At 64.3% G+C, this 21,290-nt stretch carries 20 protein-coding genes; 9 read left to right on the top strand and 11 right to left on the bottom strand.

The window, feature by feature from the left end; all coding sequences use genetic code 11:
* Positions 1-9 precede the first annotated feature (9 nt).
* The 5 genes from yjfF to HV773_RS17985 all read left to right on the top strand — a co-directional run bounded on the left by yjfF (position 10) and on the right by HV773_RS17985 (position 4,972).
* Entirely contained in the window at positions 10-1,098 is a 1,089-nt protein-coding gene (gene yjfF, locus HV773_RS18005; protein ID WP_377731074.1) for a galactofuranose ABC transporter, permease protein YjfF, read from the top strand.
* A 124-nt stretch (positions 1,099-1,222) separates the two neighbouring features.
* Positions 1,223-2,335 (top strand): sugar ABC transporter substrate-binding protein, encoded by a 1,113-nt coding sequence (locus HV773_RS18000; RefSeq protein ID WP_175196129.1) that lies wholly within the window; start codon positions 1,223-1,225, stop codon positions 2,333-2,335.
* Positions 2,335-3,360 (top strand): ABC transporter permease, encoded by a 1,026-nt coding sequence (locus tag HV773_RS17995; protein WP_175196127.1) that lies wholly within the window; start codon positions 2,335-2,337, stop codon positions 3,358-3,360. The genes HV773_RS18000 and HV773_RS17995 overlap by 1 nt, the downstream gene beginning before the upstream one ends.
* The gene (locus HV773_RS17990; protein WP_175196126.1) at positions 3,360-4,142 is read left to right on the top strand and encodes an ATP-binding cassette domain-containing protein; all 783 of its coding nucleotides are present in this window, start codon (positions 3,360-3,362) and stop codon (positions 4,140-4,142) included. Before HV773_RS17995 ends, HV773_RS17990 begins: the two co-directional genes overlap by 1 nt.
* Before the next feature lie 104 nt (positions 4,143-4,246).
* Complete coding sequence (locus HV773_RS17985) at positions 4,247-4,972, top strand: FadR/GntR family transcriptional regulator (protein ID WP_175196124.1); 726 nt, start codon at positions 4,247-4,249, stop codon at positions 4,970-4,972.
* Between the two features lie 53 nt (positions 4,973-5,025).
* Here HV773_RS17985 and araH read toward each other — a convergent pair whose 3' ends face one another.
* The 6 genes from araH to HV773_RS17955 all read right to left on the bottom strand — a co-directional run bounded on the left by araH (position 5,026) and on the right by HV773_RS17955 (position 12,438).
* Positions 5,026-6,036, bottom strand: a complete 1,011-nt coding sequence (gene araH / locus HV773_RS17980; RefSeq protein WP_175196122.1) for an L-arabinose ABC transporter permease AraH — start codon at positions 6,034-6,036, stop codon at positions 5,026-5,028.
* 24 nt (positions 6,037-6,060) lie between these two features.
* Positions 6,061-7,629, bottom strand: coding sequence for an L-arabinose ABC transporter ATP-binding protein AraG (gene araG, locus HV773_RS17975; RefSeq protein WP_175196120.1), 1,569 nt, complete (start codon positions 7,627-7,629; stop codon positions 6,061-6,063).
* A 42-nt stretch (positions 7,630-7,671) separates the two neighbouring features.
* Positions 7,672-8,676, bottom strand: coding sequence for an arabinose ABC transporter substrate-binding protein (locus HV773_RS17970; RefSeq protein ID WP_175196118.1), 1,005 nt, complete (start codon positions 8,674-8,676; stop codon positions 7,672-7,674).
* Between the two features lie 65 nt (positions 8,677-8,741).
* Complete coding sequence (locus tag HV773_RS17965) at positions 8,742-9,671, bottom strand: Gfo/Idh/MocA family protein (protein ID WP_175196116.1); 930 nt, start codon at positions 9,669-9,671, stop codon at positions 8,742-8,744.
* Between the two features lie 52 nt (positions 9,672-9,723).
* The gene (locus HV773_RS17960; RefSeq protein ID WP_175196114.1) at positions 9,724-10,665 is read right to left on the bottom strand and encodes a dihydrodipicolinate synthase family protein; all 942 of its coding nucleotides are present in this window, start codon (positions 10,663-10,665) and stop codon (positions 9,724-9,726) included.
* Between the two features lie 21 nt (positions 10,666-10,686).
* Positions 10,687-12,438, bottom strand: coding sequence for an IlvD/Edd family dehydratase (locus HV773_RS17955; protein WP_175196112.1), 1,752 nt, complete (start codon positions 12,436-12,438; stop codon positions 10,687-10,689).
* Positions 12,439-12,577: 139 nt separating this feature from the next.
* On the opposite strand from HV773_RS17955, the gene HV773_RS17950 reads away from it, so the two are divergent.
* Both HV773_RS17950 and HV773_RS17945 read left to right on the top strand, forming a co-directional pair.
* Positions 12,578-13,582, top strand: coding sequence for a LysR substrate-binding domain-containing protein (locus HV773_RS17950; protein ID WP_175196111.1), 1,005 nt, complete (start codon positions 12,578-12,580; stop codon positions 13,580-13,582).
* 42 nt (positions 13,583-13,624) lie between these two features.
* Entirely contained in the window at positions 13,625-14,482 is an 858-nt protein-coding gene (locus HV773_RS17945; protein ID WP_175196108.1) for a class I SAM-dependent methyltransferase, read from the top strand.
* Here HV773_RS17945 and gdhA read toward each other — a convergent pair.
* A complete protein-coding gene (gene gdhA, locus HV773_RS17940; protein ID WP_175196106.1) occupies positions 14,479-15,822 on the bottom strand; it encodes an NADP-specific glutamate dehydrogenase in 1,344 nt (447 codons plus the stop codon). The two genes, HV773_RS17945 and gdhA, sit on opposite strands and share 4 nt — an antisense overlap.
* Before the next feature lie 317 nt (positions 15,823-16,139).
* On the opposite strand from gdhA, the gene HV773_RS17935 reads away from it, so the two are divergent.
* Positions 16,140-17,288, top strand: a complete 1,149-nt coding sequence (locus tag HV773_RS17935; protein WP_175196104.1) for a branched-chain amino acid ABC transporter substrate-binding protein — start codon at positions 16,140-16,142, stop codon at positions 17,286-17,288.
* A gap of 128 nt (positions 17,289-17,416) precedes the next feature.
* A complete protein-coding gene (locus HV773_RS17930; protein WP_175196102.1) occupies positions 17,417-17,815 on the top strand; it encodes an FKBP-type peptidyl-prolyl cis-trans isomerase in 399 nt (132 codons plus the stop codon).
* A 66-nt stretch (positions 17,816-17,881) separates the two neighbouring features.
* Here HV773_RS17930 and HV773_RS17925 read toward each other — a convergent pair whose 3' ends face one another.
* The 4 genes from HV773_RS17925 to HV773_RS17910 all read right to left on the bottom strand — a co-directional run.
* Positions 17,882-18,757 carry a lipid A biosynthesis lauroyl acyltransferase gene (locus HV773_RS17925; protein ID WP_175196100.1) on the bottom strand — a complete coding sequence of 292 codons (876 nt, stop codon included), beginning with the start codon at positions 18,755-18,757 and terminating at the stop codon, positions 17,882-17,884.
* A gap of 267 nt (positions 18,758-19,024) precedes the next feature.
* A complete protein-coding gene (locus tag HV773_RS17920) occupies positions 19,025-19,384 on the bottom strand; it encodes a glyoxalase superfamily protein (RefSeq protein WP_175196098.1) in 360 nt (119 codons plus the stop codon).
* A gap of 73 nt (positions 19,385-19,457) precedes the next feature.
* The gene (locus tag HV773_RS17915; protein ID WP_175196096.1) at positions 19,458-19,700 is read right to left on the bottom strand and encodes a hypothetical protein; all 243 of its coding nucleotides are present in this window, start codon (positions 19,698-19,700) and stop codon (positions 19,458-19,460) included.
* A gap of 80 nt (positions 19,701-19,780) precedes the next feature.
* Positions 19,781-21,290: AI-2E family transporter (locus tag HV773_RS17910; RefSeq protein WP_175196094.1), on the bottom strand; the 1,510-nt coding region annotated here is incomplete at its 5' end.

Below are 21,290 nucleotides of genomic sequence, written 5' to 3'. Positions count from 1 at the left end.
CTCACCGCATTGCGCCGCAGCGTCTCGCGCTTCGTCGATCCGCGCGTGCTGCCCATCGTCGTCACTGTGCTGCTGTTCATGGCGCTGTTCGGCTTCGGCTCCGTGATGTACACCGGCTTCTTCTCGCTTCAGGTTTTGTTCGGACTCCTCGTCGACAACGCGTTCCTGCTGATCGTGGCTATCGGCATGACATTCGTGATCATCTCGGGCGGCATCGATCTTTCTGTGGGCGCCGTGGTCGCGCTCACCACAATCCTGTGCGCCGTGGGCACCGAAAAGCTGCACTGGCCAGTGGTCGTGGTCGTGCCGCTCGTGCTGCTGCTCGGTGCGCTGTATGGCGCGGCGATGGGCGCACTGATTCACTTCTTCCGGCTTCAGCCCTTCATCATTACGCTCGCCGGCATGTTCCTCGCGCGCGGCACTTGCTTTCTCATCACCACTGAGTCCATCCAGATTAACGACCGCGGCTTTCACGCGCTCTCCGAATTCAGCATTCCCGTGGGCAGCGGTTCGCTCACCACCGGTTCGCTCACCGCGCTCGCCATGCTCGCGGCGGGCATCGTGATCGCGCATTTCACGCGCTTTGGCCGTAACGTCTACGCCATTGGCGGGAACGAGCGTTCCGCGCTGCTCATGGGCTTGCCCGTCGCGCGCACCAAGATCGCCGTCTATGCGCTCTCGGGTTTTTGCTCCGCGCTCGGCGGCGTGGTGTTCACGCTTTATGTGCTCTCGGGCTACGGCCTCCAGGCGCAGGGCATGGAACTCGACGCCATCGCCGCGACGGTGATCGGCGGCACGCTGCTCACGGGCGGCGTGGGCTATGTGATCGGCTCGGTGTTCGGGGTGGGCATTCTCGGCACGATCCAGACGCTCATCACCTTCGACGGCACGCTCAGTTCGTGGTGGACGCGCATCGTGATCGGCGCCCTGCTCTGCGCGTTCTGCCTGTTGCAGCGCGCCACCGAGCGCCATGCGGCGCGCCGCAAATCCACCGGTGGCGGCAAGGGCTCCGCGCGCGCATCGCGGGTCCGCATGCAGCCCGCCGCGCCGCTCGACCAAACGAAACTCGTTGCCGCGCCGCCGCCACGCGAGGCATGAAGCGCCGCCAGCGGCTTCACTAGCCTCACTGCAAGCGCCTGGTTAGCGGTGCTGTTGCGCATCTGCACGCGATCGACTCAACGTCGACCACATCGACCCACGAAGAAGAGAGCCGGAGGAAGACATGGCACAGCAGCAGGATGACGACCAGGAACAGGGCAGCAACGGTTTCAGCGCCGCGCGGCGGGGGCTGATGCAGGGTGCGGGGCTAGGCGCCGCGCTCTCGTTCATGAGTGCGCTCGGCGGCGGCGCGGGCGGGCTGATTTCGCAGGCGCAAGCGGCGGAAGCCGCGTTTCCCTCGCACAAGAAGTGGAAGATCGTGTTCGTCAATCATGTGACTACGAACCCGTTCTTCGTGCCCACGCAATACGGCATTCAGGATGCCTGTGCGTTGCTTGGCATGGACTATCAGTGGACCGGCTCAGCCACGTCCGACGCGGGTGAAATGGTGCGCGCCGTGAACTCGGCGATCGCAGCGAAGGCCGACGCCATTGCGGTGCCCATTGTCGACCCGAGCGCCTTCGACAAGCCCATCCAAGCTGCGCTCGACGCCGGCATTCCGGTGTTCGCCTATAACGCCGATGCACCGCGCGGCAAGCACAACCCGCGCCTCGCCTATATCGGCCAGGACCTGTATCTCTCCGGCTACCAGATGGGCGAGCGCATTGTGAGCCTGATCGACAGCGGCATGGTCGCGCTCTTCATTGCGACGCCGGGGCAGCTCAATATCCAGCCGCGTCTCGATGGCGCGAGCGACGCCATCAAGAAGTCCGGCAAGAAGATCGACATTCAAACCGTGGCCACGGGCGCGACCGTCAACGAAGAGCTTTCGAAGATCAAGTCGTTCTATCTGGGCCACCAGGACCTGAAGGGCATGTTCGCCGTGGATGCGGGCAGCACGCAAGGCGTGGCGCAGGTGATGAAGGACTCGAACCTCGGCGCAAAAGGCGTGCACGGCGGCGGCTTCGACCTGCTGCCCACCACGATCCAGCTCATCCACGAAGGCTTTCTCGACTTCACCATCGATCAGCAGCCCTACGTACAGGGCTTTTATACGGTGATGGAGTCGTTCGTGTTCCTCGCCTCGGGCGGGCTGGTCGGACCGGCCGACATCAACACGGGCCTGAAATTCGTGACGAAGTCGACCGTCGAGCCGTACCTCAACACGTCGACGCGCTATGAAGGCAAGACCGCGAAACCGCAAATCGTGCCGATGAACGGCGCAATCAAGTCGTGATGGGTACAGTGAACGAATCCGGCCATACCGAAGCTGCTCGCGCGCCGCGGCGCGCGGGCGTTTCATTCGCATCGCGATGGGCGCCCGAGCTACGCATCCTGCTCGTGGCCGTGCTGCTGGCTGCGTATTTCGAATTCGCGAACCACGATTTCCTGCTCACCAACGCCAGTCTCGTCAATCTCTCGCAATTCATCGCGCCGGTGGCGATCATCGCGTTCGGCGAAATCATGCTGATGATCGGCGGCGACATCGATCTTTCGGCGGGCATGGTGTTCGCGTTCGCGCCATTCATGATGGTGTTCGCGAGCGACGCGGGCGCGCCCATGTGGCTGGCCGTGATCGGGGGGCTCGTGGCTGCCGCGCTGATCGGCTTCGTGAACGGCGCGGTGACCGTGTGGCTGCGCCTGCCCTCGTTCGTCACCACGCTCGGCACGCTCTTTCTCATCAACGGCGTCACGCTCACGGTCTCGCGCGGCACGCCTGCCGCCACGCCGGGCTCGCCTGCGTTTTCCGCCTTCATGGGCGCGTGGGGCTACAGCGAAATTATCTGGACCTTGGCGATCGCGTTCGCCATGCATGTGCTGCTGCGGCACACGCGCTGGGGCCTGCATACGCAGGCGGCGGGCGCGAACCCGCTGGGCGCGAGCGAGGCCGGCATTCACGTGAACCGGCTGCGGCTCGGCAATTTCATTCTGGCCGCGGTGCTCGCGGGCTTTACCGGCATGCTCGAAGCGTTTCGCATCACCTCCATCGATCCGCAAGCGGGCGGCAACCAGATCATGTTCCTCGCCGTGGCCGCCGCCGTGATCGGCGGCACGCCGCTCACAGGCGGCTCGGGCACCATCGTGGGCGGGCTCATTGGCGCGGCGGTGCTCGGCATTCTCAACGATGGCTTCACGCTCATCGGCATCAACGCGTTCACGTTCAATATCATCCTGGGCGCTGCGATTCTGGCCGCCATGGTTTTCAACATCCACATAGGACGTATCCACGCCGGACGCATTCGCCGCAAGGGAGACCGCTGATGGACGAATCGCAAGCCACGCCGCTCGCGCTGCGCGGCGAGCGTCTCGTGAAGCGCTTTGGCGCGGTCACGGCGCTCGACGGCGTCTCGTTCACGCTCGGCAAGGGCGAAATCCTGGGCATTCTCGGCGACAACGGCGCGGGCAAGTCCACGCTCGTGAAAATACTCACGGGCTTTCATCAGCCAACCGATGGAACACTGCACATCGACGGCCAAGAGACGCTGCTGCGCTCGGTCGATCACGCGCGCGCGCTCGGCATCGAATGTGTGTATCAGGACCTCGCGCTCGCGAATTCGCTGAGCATTTACCACAACATGTTCCTGAACCGCGAGATCGTGCGGCCCGGGCCACTGCGTCTGCTCGACCACAAGCAGATGCGCGAACGCGCAGCGCGTTGCCTCGACGACATCGGTGTGCACGTGCCTTCCGTGGATGTTCCTGTCGAACGGCTTTCAGGCGGCCAGCGCCAGGCTATTGCCGTGGCGCGCGCCGTGCATTCGAACGCGAAGATCCTGCTGCTCGACGAGCCGCTCGCGGCCATGGGCGCACGCGAGGCCGGGCTCATCATCGACCTCATCATGCGATTGAAGGAAAAAGGCGGCCTATCCATTATCATGATCATGCACAATTACGCGCAGACGCTCGATATCGCGGATCGCATCATGCTGATGCAGCGGGGCCGCGTGACCTACGAACAGCAAAGTGCGCTCACGTCGGTGACGGAGCTCATGGAGATCGTGCGGAGGGAATATCGGGCCATGCGCGCTGGCTCGGCACACTGAACCCCACTGAGCGACCGAGCACACCGGACATTTAAAACAGGGAGTGTCCGAACGGGCCGCCCGGACCGAACATCGAACATTCGGAACGCCCCGGCAGGACAGACATGGATTACCGCAATCTAGACAAACGCAAGAGCATGCACGGGCGCATCGTGCAGGAGCTCGGCATGCAGATCGTGAGCGGCAAGCTCGCGCCCGGCCAGCGCCTGCCCGCCGAGCCCACCCTGTGCGAGACCTATGGCGTGAGCCGTCCCGTGCTGCGCGAAGCCACGCGCGTGTTGGTGGCCAAGGGTCTGGTGGTGTCCAAGCCGCGCGTGGGCAGCGTGGTGCGCAAGCGCGAAGAGTGGCACATGCTCGACCCCGACGTGCTGTACTGGACCGTCAACAGCATTCCCGAAGGCGAGTTCTTCCGTTCGCTGATGGTGGTGCGGCAGATCATCGAGCCCGCGGCCGCCGCGCTCGCCGCCATTTCCGCCAGCGACCAGGACCTCGCGCGCATTACCGCTGCCTATGCGCGCATGGAGCAGGCCAAAACGGCGGCCGACCTGCTCGAGCCCGATCTGGAGTTTCACCGCGCGGTCATGGCGGCCACGCACAACGACATGCTCGCGTATATCGGCAACATGCTTTCGCTCGCGCTTACCGAGTCGATCAAGCTCACGAGCCGCCATCCGAACACGCACGCGCTTTCGCTGCCGCGCCACAAGGCGATACTCACGGCAATCGAGAACCGCGATGCATTGGCCGCACGGCAGGCGAGCGTGGTGCAGCTCGACAATGCGCGCGCGGACGCCAATACCATTCTGGGCGGCGCGGCGCTGGAAACCTAGCAACCGCATCGCAAATCCGGCCGCACGGCAAGCACCGCCCGCGCGCCGCGGGTTCACACCGCCCGCTTGCTGCGCCGGAACTGGTCGAACAGCACGGCCAGCAGCAGAATGCCGCCACGAATCAGGTACTGATAGAAGGTGGGCACGTTCATGAGACTCATGGCGTCTTGCACGGCGCCCATGATGAGCACGCCCACCAGCACGCCCGAGATCGTCGCCACGCCGCCCGTGAGCGAGACGCCGCCCAGCACGCACGCCGAGATCACGCCCAGCTCCAGCCCCACCGAAGTCTTCGGGTCGCCGAGACTCATGCGCGACGCCAGCATCACGCCCGCGAATCCCGTGACGAGCCCTTGCAGCACGAACACCGTGATCTTGATACGCGTGACCGGCAGACCCGCGAGCCGCGCCGCTTCGCCGTTGCCGCCCACCGCGAGCACGTTCTTGCCGAACACGGTTTTCTTCAGCAGAAAGCCGAACACCGCGAAGCCGATGATGTTGCTCCAGATCGGATACGAAATGCCGAGGAACGCGCCGCCGCCAAGATCGAAGAAGCGCTCTTCGGAGATCATCACGGCATCGCCGTTCGAGGTGAGGAAGGCGAGACCGCGCACGGCTTCCATCATCGCGAGCGTGGCGATTAGCGAATTGACCTTGAAGCGCGCGATCAGCACGCCGTTCACGAGGCCCACGGCGCCGCCCGCGAGCACGCCCGCCGCGATGCCCAGCACCACGCTATGCGATTGCGTGATGACCGTGGAGGCCACCACGCCCGAGAACGCCACGATCGACGCGACGGACAGATCGACCTCGCCCAATGCGAGCACGAACATCATGGTGACGGCAATCGAGCCGATCAGCGTTACGGAAAGCAGCAGGCCCTGAATATTGCGGGTCGTGAGGAAGTCGGGCACCGTGGCGGATAGCACCGCAAACAGCACCACGAACACCACCACGATGCCCGACTTGTTGATCATGTCCCACGCGCGCGCACGCGAAGGCGTGATGGGCGCGGCGGCTTCGTTGACGGTTGGCGTGCCCTGTGGCTGCATGGCTTGACTCATCTTGGGTTCACTTTCGTGGGGGTTTCAGCGCGGCAGCGCCATCTTGATCAGTTCGTCGGGCGTGGCCCCGGCCTTCGGCACGCTGCCCACGATGCGTCCTTCGCGCATCACCACAATGCGGTCGGCCACGCCGATCACCTCGGCCAAGTCGCTCGACACCATGATGACCGCGCGCCCCGCTTCGGCGAGTTCGTAGAGCAGGTTGTAGATCTCGGCGCGCGCGCCCACGTCGATGCCGCGCGTGGGTTCGTCCATCAGGAACACTTCGATGCGCTCGGCAAGCCAGCGCGACAGAATCACCTTCTGCTGGTTGCCGCCCGAGAGCGTGCCGATGGCGGTGTCGCCGTTGCGGGTCTTGATCGCGAGTTTCTGGATGTAGTCCTGCGCGAGCGCGCGCTCGCGCTTCGCGTCGAGCAGGAAGCGCGCGGGGCTGAAATGACGCCGCGCGCTGATGTTGAGGTTATCGGCCACCGAAGCGATCGCAACGATGCCTTCCTGCTTGCGGTCCTCAGGGCATAGCGCAATGCCTGCGCGCACTGCGTCGCGCGGGCTCGCGAAATTCACGCGCTGGCCGTCCAGTTCGACGTGGCCCGCGCTCGCGCGCGTGGCGCCGTAGAGCAGCTTCATGAGTTCAGAGCGGCCCGCGCCAACGAGCCCGAAGAAGCCGACGATCTCGCCACGCCGCGCCGTGAACGACACGGGCTCGGCCAGCCCCGGCCCCATCAGCGCCTTCGCTTCAAGCAGCACCTCGCCGGCTGGGCGCGCGCGATAGCCATAGACGTCCGCAATCGAGCGGCCCACCATCGCGGCAATCAGCCGGTTGCGGTCGAGGTCGGCCACCGACTCGAAGGTCTCGATACGCCTGCCGTCGCGGAACACCGTCACGCGGTCGCATAGCGCGTCCACTTCGTCCATGCGGTGCGTGACGTAGACGATCGCGCGGCCATCCGCGCGCAGCGCGTTGATGATGCGAAAGAGGTTCTCGGTCTCGCGCGCCGAGAGCGAACTCGTGGGCTCGTCGAAGGCGATCACACGCGCGTCGCGCATGAGCGCCTTTCCGATTTCGATCATCTGCCGCTGGCCGATGGAGAGGTGCTTCACCGGCGTGCGCGGATCGATGCGCTCGCCGAGGCGCTGCAATTCCGCCATCGCGCGCTGCACGAGCGTGCGCTCGTCGAGCACGCCGAGGCGGTTGGGCAATTGCCCGAGCATCAGGTTGTCGGCCACGGTGAGCTCGGGCACGAGATGCAGTTCCTGATAGATGATGGCGATGCCCGCGTCGAGCGCGGCGCGCGTGGTCGCGAAGCGCTGCTCAACGCCGCCCAGTTTCAGCGTGCCTTCCTGCGGCTGGTTCACGCCCGAGAGCACCTTGAGCAGCGTGGACTTGCCCGCGCCGTTCTCGCCCATCAAGCCGTGCACTTCGCCCGCGCGCACGGCCAGCGAAACGCGGTCGAGCGCGCGCACGCCCGGGAAGCTCACGGTGATGCCGTCGAGTTCCAGATACGCGCGCGGCTCGTGCTGCGCCTGCTGCCCCTGCTTCCCCTGCTGCCCCTGCTGCCCCTGTTGAACCGCCTGAATCATGGTTTCAGTCATTGCATGCCTGCCCTTGCTCTTACTCTTGCGCGTGCGCGTGCGTTAAATGCCCAGATCGGTACGCACGGCCTGCCAGTTATCGCGCGTCATCAGCTTGCCGGTGGTCTGCGTATCGGCGGGCGGCTGCTTGCCGTTGCGGATCCAGTCGACGAGGTTCTGCGCGCTGTCCTTGCCATGGTTCGTCGAGCTCACGGCAATGGTCCCGTAGAAGCCCGTCGGCTGCTTCTTCTGGAACTCGGCGAACGCTTCGCCCGCGCCGTTGATGCCCACGCCGATCACGTCCGCGGAAGGCAGATGCAGTTGCTCGGTCGCACGCACCGCGCCCAGCACCGTCTCTTCATTGAGCGCAAAAACCACCCACTTCTTGATGTTCGGATGCTGCGCGAGCACGGGCGAAGCCGCGTTGAAGCCGCCTTCGTCATCGGTGGTTTTCTGCGGCGCGTCGAAGATGTTTTCCTTCTTGAAGCCGTTGGCGAGCAGCGTCTGCGTCGCGCCATCGGTACGTAGCTTCGCGGTGGGCAGTTCGTAGTCGGTGATGCGCAGCGCGCCCACTTCCTCGGGCTTCCAGCCGCGCCGCTTCATCTCGTCGGAGAGCGCCTGGCCCACCTGATTGCCGATCTTGAACGCCGACATGCCCAGGTGCGGCACGTTCGCGAGCGGCTTGCCCGACGAGTCGACCAACTGGTCGTCCACCGTCACGAACTTCATGTTGTAGCGTTTCGCGCGCGCCTGAATAGCCGGTCCAAGACGCACATCGGGCGCGCAGATCACGAAGCCTTGCGCCCCCTGCGCGCCAAGGTTGTCGATCGCGGCCAGCACCTTCTCGCCATCGGGCGTGCCGATATTGACGACCGAGAATTGCTCCTTCTGGCCGAGCGCCGTCGCGGCCTTCTGCTCGTTGATGAACCATGCCTGCTCGGGCATCTTCACGAGAAAACCGATCTTGGTGGGCGCGTCGGCGTGCGCGGCCACGTTCATGCCGAGCGGCGCGATGCACATGGCCGCGAATACGGCGCGCAGGGTGAAGCGGCGGATCTTGCTGGTCATGCTGTTGTCTCCTCGGGTATGTCTCTGGTTTAGTTGTTGCAACAGTAGTGAAGAACCGTTCGCGTTCAATGCCCGAACGCTTTCACTTCGACGTGACGGCCGAGCAGGAACGCGTCCGCCACGAGCCGCAGCGGTCGCACATCCACGTCTTCGGCGCCGTGCGCAATAAGCCAGTGAAAGCGCTCGTAAAGCGCCGCGTACTCGCGCTCCGCCTCCAGTTCGACCGGCTCGCCCGCGATAACCAGGCGCTTGCCGCCTTCGGCGATGGAGAGCAGGCCGTCCGTGGTTTCCACATCGATTTCCCATTGCTCGACGGGGCCATGCCGCCAGTCGAATTCGGCGCGCACTGGCACGTCATCGGTGTCGATACAGTCGAGTTCGGCGGCGATGGGCGTGGCGCAATCGCTCGGCACGTGGAGCGTCGCGCCGCGCAGCAGCACCTCGCGCGGCAGGATGCGCGTGACGATGGAAAGCGCGTTGATGCCCGGATCGAACACACCGAGACCACCCGGTTCCCAGATCCATTGCTGGCCAGGGTGCCAGCGCCGCACGTCTTCTTTCCAGCGCACGTGCACGGCGCGGATCGTCCGCTTCATGAGCCACGCGCGCGCCGGTTCGACAGCGCTCGCGTAACGCGAATGCCATGTGGCGAACAGCGTGCGGTTATGCTGGCGCGCGAGTTCGCGCAGCGCCTCCACTTCGCTCACGCTCGCGCCGGGCGGCTTTTCGAGCATCACGTGCTTGCCCGCTTCGAGCGCCGCGCGCGCCTGCGCGTAGCGCACCTGCGGCGGCGCGCAGAGCGAGACAGCGTCGAGCCCGGATTCGGCGGCCAGCAGCGCGCCGATATCGGTGTAATTGCGGACGTTTTCGACCTGCGCGTTGCGGCTCGCGATTGCCACGAGCTCGAAGCCGGGGTTGCCCGCGATGGCGGGCAAATGCTGATCGCGCGCGATCTTGCCCACGCCCGCGATGGCCAACGTATACGACGCGTTCATAAAGGCCCTTTTATCGAAACGACCCATCCAGTTGATCTGCATGCCGAAGCAACTATTTCCCCCAGCGCAGCACGAGTGGATCGAGCCGGCGCGCAATGGCGATCAATTCGGCGCGCGTTTCCGGGTGCATCGCGGGCAGTGGGTGACGCGGCAACTCGCATGCGATCACGCCGCCCTCCTTCATGAGCGCCTTGCAGGCGAGCAAGCCCGCCTGGCGGTTCTCGTGATTGATGAGCGGCAGCCACTTCTGGTAGAGCGAGAAGGCTTCATCGAGACGGCCAGCGCGATGCGCCTCGATGATCGGGCGGATGCCATCGGGGAAGCCGCCGCCGGTCATCGAGCCCGTTGCGCCAGCATTGAGGTCCGCCAGCAGCGTGATGGCTTCTTCGCCGTCCCATGGGCCTTCGGCGGCGTCGCCTGCGAGGCGGATCAGCTCGCGCAGCTTGTTCGCCGCGCCCGGCGTTTCGATCTTGAAGTACGCGACCTGCTCAATCTCGCACGCCATGCGTGCGAGAAACGCCGCGGAAAGCACGGTGCCGCTCGCGGGCGCGTCCTGGATCATGATGGGGATGTCGATGGCGTCCGACACGCGCGCGTAGAACTCGTAAATCTGCTGCTCAGGCACGCGAAAAGTCGCGCCGTGATACGGCGGCATCACCATGACCATCGCCGCGCCGTGCTCCTGCGCGTGCCGGCTGCGCGCCGCGCACACGTTGCTGCCGTATTGCGTGGTCGTGACGATCACCGGCACGCGGCCCGCCACGTGGTCGAGCACGGTGCGCGTGATGGTTTCGCGTTCGTCGTCGGAGAGCGAGAACTGCTCGGAGAAGTTCGCGAGGATGCACAGGCCATCCGAGCCCGCGTCGATCATAAAGTCGACCGCGCGCTTCTGGCTGTCCAGATCCAGCTCGCCGGTCTCGGTGAAGGTGGTGGGCACCACCGGAAAAATGCCGCGATAACGCGGCGGGGTTTTCGTGTTCGGGCTTGTGTTCATATCGTCAGTCTTGCCAGGCAATCAATGCGAATGGCGCGGCACGGCAGCGCCGCGCTGGCCCACGAGAAAGTCGAGGTCGCAGCCTTCGTCCGATTGCAACACGTGATCGACATAAAGCCGCGCGTAGCCGCCCCGGCCCAGTTGCTCCGCCACGCCGGGCGCCGCCGCCTGATCGACGTCACCCAAGCGGCGTTTCAGCTCTTCGTCGCTGATGTCCAGATGCAGGCGGCCCGCCTCGCAATCGAGCTCGATCCAGTCGCCGTTGCGCACCGCCGCCAGCGGCCCGCCCGCCGCCGCCTCGGGCGCGACGTGCAGCACCACCGTGCCGTAAGCGGTGCCGCTCATGCGCGCGTCCGAGATGCGCACCATGTCCTTCACGCCCTCGCGCAACAGTTTGGGCGGCAGCCCCATGTTGCCGACCTCGGCCATGCCGGGATAACCGCGCGGCCCGCAGTTCTTCATCACGAGCACCGAGTCTTTGTCGACGTCGAGCGATTCGTCGGCGATCGTGGCCTTGTAGTGATCGAAGTTCTCGAACACCACTGCGCGGCCGCGATGCTTGAGCAATTCGGGCGTGGCCGCCGAGGGCTTGAGCACCGCGCCGCGCGGCGCGAGATTGCCGCGCAGGATGCAGATGCCGCCGTCGTCGATCAACGGATTGCCGAGCGGGCGGATCACCTCGTCGTTGAAGTTGGGCGCCTCGCGCACGTTGTCCCACAGCGATTTGCCGTTGACCGTGAGCGCGCCCGGATGCGGCAGCAGATTCGCTTCGCCGAGCCGCCGCAGCACCGCCGGCAAGCCGCCCGCGTAATAGAACTCCTCCATCAGGAAGCGTCCCGACGGCTGCAGATCGACGATCGTGGGCGTATTGCGGCCAATGCGCATCCAGTCCTCGAGTTCGAGCGGCACGCCAATGCGTCCCGCAATCGCCTTCAGGTGGATCACGGCGTTGGTCGAGCCGCCTATCGCCGCGTTGGTGCGAATCGCGTTCTCGAACGCCTCGCGCGTGAGCACCTTCGAGAGCCTGAGATCCTCCAGCGCCATCTGCACGATGCGTATGCCCGACATGTGGGCGAGCACGTAGCGGCGCGCGTCCACGGCCGGAATGGCTGCGTTGTGCGGCAGCGAAACGCCCAGCGCCTCCGCCATGCAGGCCATCGTGGAGGCCGTGCCCATGGTGTTGCAGGTGCCGGCCGAGCGCGACATGCCCGCCTCGGCCGAAAGGAAATGATGCAGATCGATTTCGCCCGCCTTCAGCGATTCGTGCAGACGCCACACTGCCGTGCCCGAGCCGATGTCCTTGCCTTCGAGCTTGCCGTTGAGCATCGGCCCGCCGGTCACGACGATCGCGGGCACATCGCAGCTTGCCGCGCCCATCAGCAGCGCGGGCGTGGTCTTGTCGCAGCCGCACAGCAGCACGACCGCATCGATGGGATTGCCGCGAATGGCTTCTTCAACATCCATCGACGCGAGATTGCGCGTGAGCATCGCCGAGGGGCGCAGATTCGATTCGCCGTTTGAAAATACCGGGAACTCCACCGGGAAGCCGCCCGCCTCGTAAATGCCGCGCTTCACGTGCTCGGCGAGCTTGCGAAAGTGTGCGTTACAGGGCGTAAGCTCGGACCACGTATTGCAAATGCCGATGATCGGACGGCCATCGAATTCGTGATCGGGAATGCCCTGATTCTTCATCCAGCTCCGGTACATGAAGCCATTTTTGTCAGTGGTGCCGAACCACTGTTGCGAGCGCAGTTTGGGTGTTGTTGCCGACATCGTCCGGGTCCGAGTGAATAAGCAGTCGACTTAGTCTAGAAAGAACTCTGATAACCTTCTAATGAAATATCGGATGCTTTCGATATCGATTTCGGCATTGGTATAAACACTGAAAACTATTTGGGACGACAGGCGAAACATGCTCGATTCGAGCCCCTGGTATGTGCGCACGCGGCTCAAGACGCGTCAGTTGCTGCTGGTCGTCGCGCTCGCGGAAGAAGGCAATATTCATCGCGCGGCGGCGGCGCTAAACATGACGCAGCCGGCAGCGTCGAAGCTGCTACGCGAGCTGGAGGAGATGTTGGGCGCGGTGCTGTTCGAGCGCCTGCCGCGCGGCATGCGGCCCACGCTCTACGGCGACGCGCTGATCCGCCACGCGCGCGCCGTGCTCGGCAGCCTCGACCAGGCCCAGGAGGAACTCTCGGCGCTCAAGGCGGGGCGGCTCGGCCACGTGGCCGTGGGCGCGATCACCTCGCCAGGCGTGCGCGTGCTGCCCGCCGCGGTGGCGGCCGTCAAGCGCGCGCATGCGAATATGCGCGTCTCGGTGGAAATCGACGCGAGCAACGCGCTGCTCGAACATCTCGCGCAAGAAAAACTCGACGTCGTGCTCGGGCGGCTTTCCGCCGAACACGACAAGCTTCAGCTACGCTACGAACCGCTCACGGGCGAACCGGTATGCGCTGTGGTACGGCCCGGGCATCCGTTGCTGGAAGCGGCCTCTTCGCCGTTGCGTGAGGGAACGCCGGATGAAGTGCGAGCCGGAGCGCCGCTCGCGCTCGCCGATGTGGCGCGCGCCACCTGGGTCGTGCCGCCCGTGGGCAGCGTGCTGCGCCATCGCTTCGAACTGATGTTCCAGCGCGCGAGCCTCGCGCCGCCCTCGAACGTGGTGGAAACGCCCGCGCTGCTTTTCATCACGCGTGTGCTGGAGCAAAGCGACATGATTGCCGTGCTCACCGAGGACGTGGCGCGCTACTACGCGGTGCACGGCATGGTCGCGGTGCTGCCGCTGCAAATGGATTGCCAGATGGACGACTTCGGCATCATCACGCGCGCCGACCGCCTGCTCTCGCCTGCAGCGCAGATCATGATCGATGTGTTGCGCGAGGTGAGCGGGGAAATTTATGGCGTGCGCGGTTCGGCTTGATGCCGGTCCAGCATCAGCGCCCTATCGAACAGGAAAATGCATATGCAAGACCCGAAGACAGCCACCCCCGATTCCAGCGCTATCCGCGTCGCGCTCTGGCGCGCGCTGCACCTGGAAGTCGATGCCGAGCCGCACGTGCTCGACGACGCAGTCGGCATGCAGCTCGCCTCGCCGGACGCGAACTGGCGCGATCGCCCCGACATGCATCCGCTGGGCACGCGCGGCTATCGCGCGTCCATCGTCGGGCGTGCGCGCTTTATCGAAGATCTCGTGGCCGAGCAGGCCGATGCGGGCGTCGGGCAGTATGTGATTCTGGGCGCGGGCCTGGACACCTTCGCGCAGCGCCGGCCTGAGATTGCGGCGCGGCTCCATGTGTATGAAGTGGATCAGCCCGGCACGCAGGCATGGAAGCGGCAGCGGCTAAGCGAGCTCGGCTATCGCGAAGAGGCGTGGCAGCGTTTCGTGCCGGTGGATTTCGAGGCGGGCGAGTCGTGGTGGACCTTGCTGGCACGCGCGGGATTCGATGCGAAGGCGCGCGCCGTGGTGGCTTCCACGGGTGTCTCGATGTACCTCACGCGCGAGGCGAATCTCGCCACGCTGCGTCAGATCGCTCAGCTCGCGCCGGGATCGACGCTTGCCATGACTTTCACGCTGCCGCTCGATCTCGTCGATCCCGCGGAGCGCGCGCAGCACGAAGCCGTTTATGAACGGGCGCGCGCGGCCGGCACGCCGTTTCTCAGCTTCTTTCGCCCCGAGGAAATGCTCGCGCTCGCGCAGGAGGCGGGGTTTTCGAAGGCCGAGCACGTGAGCACCGCCGATATCGTCGCGCGATATTTCGCAGGACGTAGCGACGGCTTGCGGCCTTCCACGGGGGAGTCGTTTTTGATAGCGACGGTTTAAATCACGCCCTGCGCCAGCATGGCATCGGCGACCTTCACAAAGCCGGCCACATTCGCGCCGTTCACATAGCTCACCGAGCCATCTGCGCGACGGCCATGCTGCAGACAGACCTCATGAATGCTGCGCATGATGTCGTGCAAGCGCGCATCGACTTCCTCGCGCGGCCAGGAAATGCGCATGGCGTTCTGGCTCATTTCCAGGCCCGACGTGGCTACGCCGCCGGCGTTGCTGGCCTTGCCCGGCGCGTACAGAATGCCGTGCTTTTCGAAGTATTTCGCGGCTGCGTTGGTCGACGGCATATTGGCGCCTTCCGCCACGCAAATCACGCCGTTCTTGACCAGCATGCCCGCATCGTCGGCGTCCAGTTCGTTTTGCGTGGCGCACGGCAGCGCGACGTCGACGGGGACATGCCACGGACGCTGACCCGGCAGGAACGAGAGTCCCGTGCGTTTTGCGTAGTCGCTCACGCGGCCGTAGTGATGGTTCTTCACGTCCATCAGTTCGGCGAGTTTTTCGGTGGTGAAGCCGTCTTCGTCGACCACCGTGCCGCTGGAATCCGAAACCGTCACCACCTTCGCGCCCAGCGCCATGGCTTTTTCGACCGCGTATTGCGCCACGTTGCCCGAGCCCGAAACGCTCACGCGCAGGCCGTCGAAGCTGCGGCCAATCTGCTTGAGCATTTCCTCGGCGAAGTACACCGTGCCGTAGCCGGTCGCTTCGGGGCGAATCAGCGAGCCGCCGAATGACAGCCCCTTGCCCGTGAACACGCAATCGGCGCGGTTGGAGAGCTTCTTCATCATGCCGGCCATGAAGCCGACTTCGCGGCCGCCCACGCCGATATCGCCAGCCGGCACATCGGTGTCGCTGCCGACATGGCGGAACAGTTCGCTCACGAATGCCTGGCAGAAGCGCATGACTTCGCCGGGGCTCTTGCCCTTCGGATCGAAGTCGGAGCCGCCCTTGCCGCCGCCCATGGGCAGCGTCGTCAGCGCGTTCTTGAAGGTCTGCTCGAAGGCGAGAAACTTGAGAATCGAAAGATTGACCGAGGGGTGAAAGCGCAGGCCGCCCTTATAGGGGCCGATGGCCGAGCTGTGCTGGATGCGATACCCGCGATTGACCTGGACGTCGCCGCGATCGTCGACCCACGAGACGCGAAACATCACCGTGCGCTCCGGCTCGACCAGGCGGTCGAGCAAGCCGTGCTCGGCATATTTGCGGTGCTCAGAGATATACGGCCACAGGCTTTCCATCACCTCCGTAACCGCTTGCAGGAACTCCGGTTGACCAGGATTGCGCTCGGCGGTGGCGCCCAAAAAGTCTTCAAGTGATTGATATTTCATTTCGAACGCCCATCGAGGGTGCGGATTCTTGTGCGGGACAAGCATTTTGCACCAATCGACGCGACACCACGTAATAAAAATGAAATACGCAGTAATGCAATTGCCAGCTCGTGCAAGACCGGTGCGGCTGCTAGAAACGCGCGCGAACGGGCGTATTTGCCCTAATTGCCGGGATTTGCCCTGCTATGCCGAAATGCGCATAGGATGCGTCGCGAAAGTTCAAGACGGGGCGATATTGGCTTCCTATAGTCGCTTTCGGCGGTTCGCCACGCGTTCCCCATTCGCAGCGGTTCGATCGATACTACAAAGGAAACAACATGCGTTTCGCGAAGACCCTCACCCCTGTCGCCGTTGCCGTTGGAGCACTTCTCGCTGTTGCACCGTTCGCTGCTCACGCGGATACCGTCGTAAAGATCGGCTTTGCCGCGCCGCTCACCGGGCCTAACGCCAGTTACGGCAAGGACCTGGAGAACGGCGTCAAAATGGCGCTCGACGACGCGAAAGCACAAGGCGTCAAGATCAACGGCCAGCCCGTCACGTTCCAGTTGGTAGCCGAGGACGATCAGGCCGACCCGCGCGTGGGCGTGCAAGTCGCGCAAAAGCTCGTGGACGAAGGCGTTTCGGTGGTCGTCGGCCACTTCAACTCGGGCACGACTATCCCCGCTTCCGAACTCTACGAAAAGGCCAACCTGCCCGTCATCGATCCGGCCGCCACCAACCCAACCATCAGCGGCCGTGGCTACAAGAACGTCTTCATGGTGATTTCGAGCGACGCGCAAAACGCTGGCACCGCGGGCGCCTATGCGGTCACGACGACGAAGGCCAAGCGCATCGCGGTGATCGACGACCGCACGGCGTTCGGCCAGGGCGAAGCCGATGAATTCGTGAAGGCGGTCAAGGCGCACGGCGGCGACATCGTCGATCGCGAGTACACGACCAACCAGGCGACCGACTTCAAGACCCAGCTCACGACCATCAAGAGCAAGAACCCCGATCTGATTTTCGTGGGCGCGCTCAATCCGCAGGCCGCTGGCATCATGAAGCAGATGGCGCAGCTCGGCATCAAGGCGCAGTACGTGGGCGGCGGCGGCGTGAAGGACGTCGACTTCATCAAGCTCGCGGGCGACGTGTCCGAAGGCGCGATGGCGTGGGAATACGGTCGTCCGCTCGACAGCACGCCGGTAGGCTCGAAGTTCGCCGAGCGCTTCAAGCAGAAGTTCGGCGTGGACGTGCTCTCGTATGCGCCGTTCGGTTATGACGCGGCGTGGACCGCCATCAAGGCGATGCAGGCAGCCAACTCGACGAAGCCCGCCGACTATCGCGCGAAGCTGCAGACCATCAACTTCGACGGCATCACTGGCCAAATCGAGTTCAACGCGAACGGCTCGCTCAAGACCGGCTCATCCACCGTTTATCAGGTCAAGAACGGCCAGTGGGTGACGGTCAAGACGGTCAGCGGCCTCTGATCTGATCGTTCACGCGGTCCCGCCGGGGGCTCTCCGCTCCCCGGCGGGACCTGGGCAATCGCTCGCGATGCTCCGGATTCGGGTGTGGCTGCCGATATAATTGGCGGGCCATTCAACGAGGACATCGCATGAAATCACTCATTGCCGTACTGGCCACCGCCACCATCGCATCGACGGCGTTCGCCGCCAACGCCATCGACAAGCTGCCTTCGGGCGTCGTGGTCGAACACATCAAGCAAGGCACCGGCGCGCAACCGACCGCCAACGACGTCGTGCGCGTGAGCTATCGCGGCACGCTTGCCAACGGCACCGAATTCGACAGCTCCGACAAGCACGGCGGCCCCGCCGAGTTCCCGCTTGGCCGGGTGATTCCGTGCTGGACGCAAGGGTTGCAGAAGATGAAGGTGGGCGGCAAGGCCAAGTTGACCTGCCCGGCGGCAACCGCCTATGGCGATCGCGGCGTCGGCCCGATTCCGCCGAACAGCGACCTCACGTTCGAAGTCGAACTGATCGGCATCGGCAAGTAATAGACATGCTGAAAGCGCGTAACCCCGAGCGGTTACGGGATTACGCGCTTTCTCTCAACGCCGGGCTCAATAAACACCCGGCATGCCTGGCGGACGATTCTTGAAGCGGCGGTGCACCCAGTAATACTGCTCGGGAAACTTGCGAATCTGCGTTTCAAGAAACTCGTTGGTTCGACGTGCATCGAGCGTGTCGCTCTCCGAAGGAAAGTCGGCGAACGGCTCGAACACGGTGAGCTTATATCCACGGTAATTGGGCAGCACTTCAGTAACGAACGGCACGACGCGTGCACGGGCAAGCCGGGCAAGACGCGAAACCGAAGTGAGCGTGCACGCGGGCACGCCAAAAAACGGCACGAATACCGAGTTGTGGACGCCGTGATCCATATCCGCGGCCAGCATGACGGGGACGCCCGAACGCAACAGCCCAATGATCTTCTTGGCGCTGGTCGAACGTTCGATCATCTCGGCGCCGAATCTGCCGCGTTGCCGCTTGGCCAATTCCCCCATGCGCTCGTTCGACATGCGCGTATAAAGCGAAGCGGCAGGCGAATGCGTGGAATAGAGAATGCAGCCGACTTCAATGCTTACGAAATGAAAACCCAAAAAGATCGTCGGCGGCGCATTCTTGTCTTCCAGATCGATCTTGCTTTCGATTTGAACCAGCTTCCGGATTGCCTTCTCGCTGCCGAACCATTGAACGCCGCGTTCGACATAGCTTCGAATCACATGGCGAAAATGATCTCGCGCGAGCGCCTCGTACTCGGCGTCGGACTTACCCGGAAAGCACAGGCGCAGATTGACGTGAACAATATGCTTCCGGGAGCTTGGCAGTGCGTATAAAAGCGTGCCGAGCGCGCTGCCGAGTCTCCCGACCAGGCCGTAAGGCAGAATGGAAAAGAGGCGCAACAGCGCCACCATGGCAAAGTAGCCTAGTCGCTCCAAGAGATTCTCTCCGGCTTGCAGAAGTCATTCATTACCTTTCGAAAAGGCAACAGAATTTCAGGGCAAGCGATGTTTGCTGAATGAGGTGCCGTGTGGGAGGCAAGGAGCAGAAAGTTCAGAACCGCGCCACCGTCGCATCGATTGTGTCCATGGCGCGGCAATTGGCGACAAGTATCGCATGCGCCCCTTTGCGGCAGGCGGGTGATATAGACGATATAGGGTTTTTACCAAGTGAGTCCCATTGCAGGAATCACCCTGAATAACGCGCTAACTCGGCTCGCAGAACCTCAACATGTTTCCGAACGGATCGGCAATCTGCATCTGGCGGCCCCATGGCATGTCCTCGACGCCGGGCCGCGCGTAGCCGTAGTGCTTCGCGGTGAGTTCTTGATGAAACGCACCGATATCCTCGATGGGCAAAAAGAGCGCCGTCCCCGGCGTGCCATCGCCGTGATGCTCGCTCAGGTGCAGCACCAGCGCGTCGCGATGCAGTTGCGCGTAGAGCGGCAAGTCAGGTTCGAAGCGATGCTCCCAGTCGAGCTTGAAACCCAGGAAGTCGATATAGAACGCGTACGCTTTCTCCACCGAAAACATGCGCAGGATGGGGATGGGGGCGAGCAATCTCATGGCGGCGGCCGGGTTGCAGGGTCTAAAACGAGCGGCGCTTGCTGACCTGGCCGCCAACGGCAAACCTCAATGCTCAATGCGCGTCGAAACCGCCCATCTCTTCGTACTCGAAGTGCGTGGGCTCGGCACGGCCGAGCGCGTCGAGCAGCGAACGGCCCGCCGTCGTGAGCGACGGCAGCCGGTGGCCTTCGGCACGTTGTTCGAGCGCGACCAACTGGCGTTCGAGCAAGATGTCGAGTTCCTGGCGGTTCATGTCGATCTGCTCCGGCGCGTGGCGGATCAGCATCAGCGTTGCAAACTCGTGAGGGCTCAGCACTTCGTTTCTCCGGGCTATGCCGCAGCCAGAGGGGATAGGGCCGCATATCTTGGCTTGCCAATGTGACGTGAGCATGACTGTCACACTCCCGCATTCGCGGGCTTGTGCGCGAGTTCCTCCGGCTGGGACGCGAGCGCCACGCCGCATTCCTCCACGAGATCGCGCAGTGTGGCGGCCAGGTGCGTGCCGGCATCGTCGGCGATGCTCAGACCCTCTTCGCGGCGCACCGCCCGCACGCCCACGATGATCGGCAAGGCCGGTGCGCGCTCGCGCACGCGTCGCACGAGGTTGCGCAGGTACGGCGGCGACTCGGCGGCATCGAGCGACGCCACGCAGACCACCCGCGTCGATTGCATCAAGTGCGCCGCTTGCGGGGATTGCGTCGATGGCATCGCGTGCATCGACTGCAGCGTTTGCACGTCCACCATCCCCGTGCGGGTGGCGCGCACTTCGTCGTAGGTCGTCGCAAGGCACGGAATATCCGCGCGCGCGAGCAGCTGGCACACGATCGCCACCACCACTTCGTCGAAGGCCCCACGCCCCGGCACGCACAGCACCGCGCGGCCGTCCCGGGGTATCTCCGGCAGCGCATCGTCCTGGTTGCTGGAAGCGTGGCGCGCATCGCTCACCGAATCCAGGTCTTCCACGATGTCGAGCAGCGCCTGATTGATGCGCGCCAGCTGCGCGGCGGGCAGCACGCCGCGCAGGACGTCGTTGCGCGCGAAGCGCAGGCCCTCGAACACCACCCGCTCGTAATAGTCGATGAGCGGCATCTCCGTGAGCAGGCGGTTGGCCTGCAGCAGCGCCTCATGCGGATCGTCGGCGAGCAGGCGCTGGTAGCAGGTCTGCGCGGGCGTGAGCGCCGGCTGGTCGCCGAGCAGGATGGTCAGGAAGTTCAGGCGGTCCACGTAACGGCCCAGCGTGACGATGCACAGCGTGAGCGGCGTGGACAGCACGAGCCCGACCGGGCCCCAGAGCCACGCCCAGAAGATCGCCGCCACCACCACCGCGAGCGGCGAGAGGCCGGCGCGGCGGCCATAGAGCATCGGCTCGGCGAACTGCCCCGCCACCACGTCGACAACGATGAAGAAGATCAGCGTCGAGACCGCCATGGTCCACTGCGGCTGGATGGCCGCGCCCAGTAGCGTCGCGAGAATCGCGGCAATCCAGATGCCGATGTAGGGCACGAAGCGCAGCAGCGCCGAAAGCGCCCCGAACATCAGCGCGCCCGGCACGCCAATACCGGCGAGCCCGATGGCGATCACGCCGCCCACCGAGACGTTCACGCCCAGTTGCGTGACGAAGTAGCGCGAGAGCCGCTCGGAGGCGTCGTTGATGGCCGTGGTGGTGCGGTGCAGGTCTTCGGAGCCGAACACGCTGATGAAGCGGTCGCGCAGGTCTTCACGCTGCAGCAGGATGAAGATCGTCACCACCAGCACGATGAAAGCGGTCTCGAGCGGCGCGACGGCCGGCGCGAACGCTTTGCGCACCAACTGGAGCGGCGTGGGCGCGGGCGTGTGGACCTCGACCTGCATCGGCGGCTGCGGCTGGTTGCGCGCGGCGCGCCCGCGCGGCTGCGGCGGCGCGGGC

The organism is Paraburkholderia caffeinitolerans (genome assembly GCF_902859945.1).
Taxonomy (GTDB): Bacteria; Pseudomonadota; Gammaproteobacteria; order Burkholderiales; family Burkholderiaceae; genus Paraburkholderia; species Paraburkholderia caffeinitolerans.
The sequence above is the reverse complement of the archived record's forward strand: the minus strand, read 5'-3'. Positions and strand labels throughout refer to the sequence as shown.